Origin of the sequence: Bowmanella yangjiangensis (assembly GCF_017255015.1) — a bacterium.
Classification (GTDB): Bacteria; Pseudomonadota; Gammaproteobacteria; order Enterobacterales; family Alteromonadaceae; genus Bowmanella; species Bowmanella yangjiangensis.
The window spans coordinates 1-479 of sequence record NZ_JAFKCS010000563.1 but is presented as its reverse complement, the minus strand read 5'-3'; the positions used below and the strand labels follow the sequence as shown (position 1 = coordinate 479).

Here is a 479-nt window from a genome sequence, read left to right as displayed (position 1 = left end):
ATGGCCGATGCCACTTATATCGAGCCGATTCACTGGGAAGTGGTGAAAAAGATTATTGAAAAAGAGCGCCCAGATGCGATTCTGCCTACCATGGGCGGCCAGACGGCACTGAACTGTGCATTAGAGCTGGATAAGCACGGCGTACTGGCTGAGTTTGGTGTGGAAATGATCGGCGCGACTGCTGATGCCATCGACAAAGCCGAGGACCGTGAGCGCTTTGACCAGGCTATGAAGAGCATAGGTCTGGAATGCCCCCGCGCTGAAATTGCCCATACCATGGAGCAAGCCCATGATGTGCTGTCCCGCATCGGCTTCCCTTGTATTATTCGTCCGTCTTTCACTATGGGGGGTACCGGCGGCGGGATCGCGTACAACATCGACGAGTTTGAAGAAATCTGCCGTCGTGGTCTGGATTTGTCTCCCACCAACGAGCTGCTTATCGACGAATCTTTGATTGGTTGGAAAGAGTACGAGATGGA

The 479-nt window shown here is 53.2% G+C and carries 1 protein-coding gene; it reads left to right on the top strand.

Translation table 11 applies throughout. The features are described 5' to 3' along the window. The coding region (locus tag J0A65_RS25675) for an ATP-binding protein (protein WP_463452416.1) at positions 1–479 on the top strand (479 nt) is incomplete at both ends.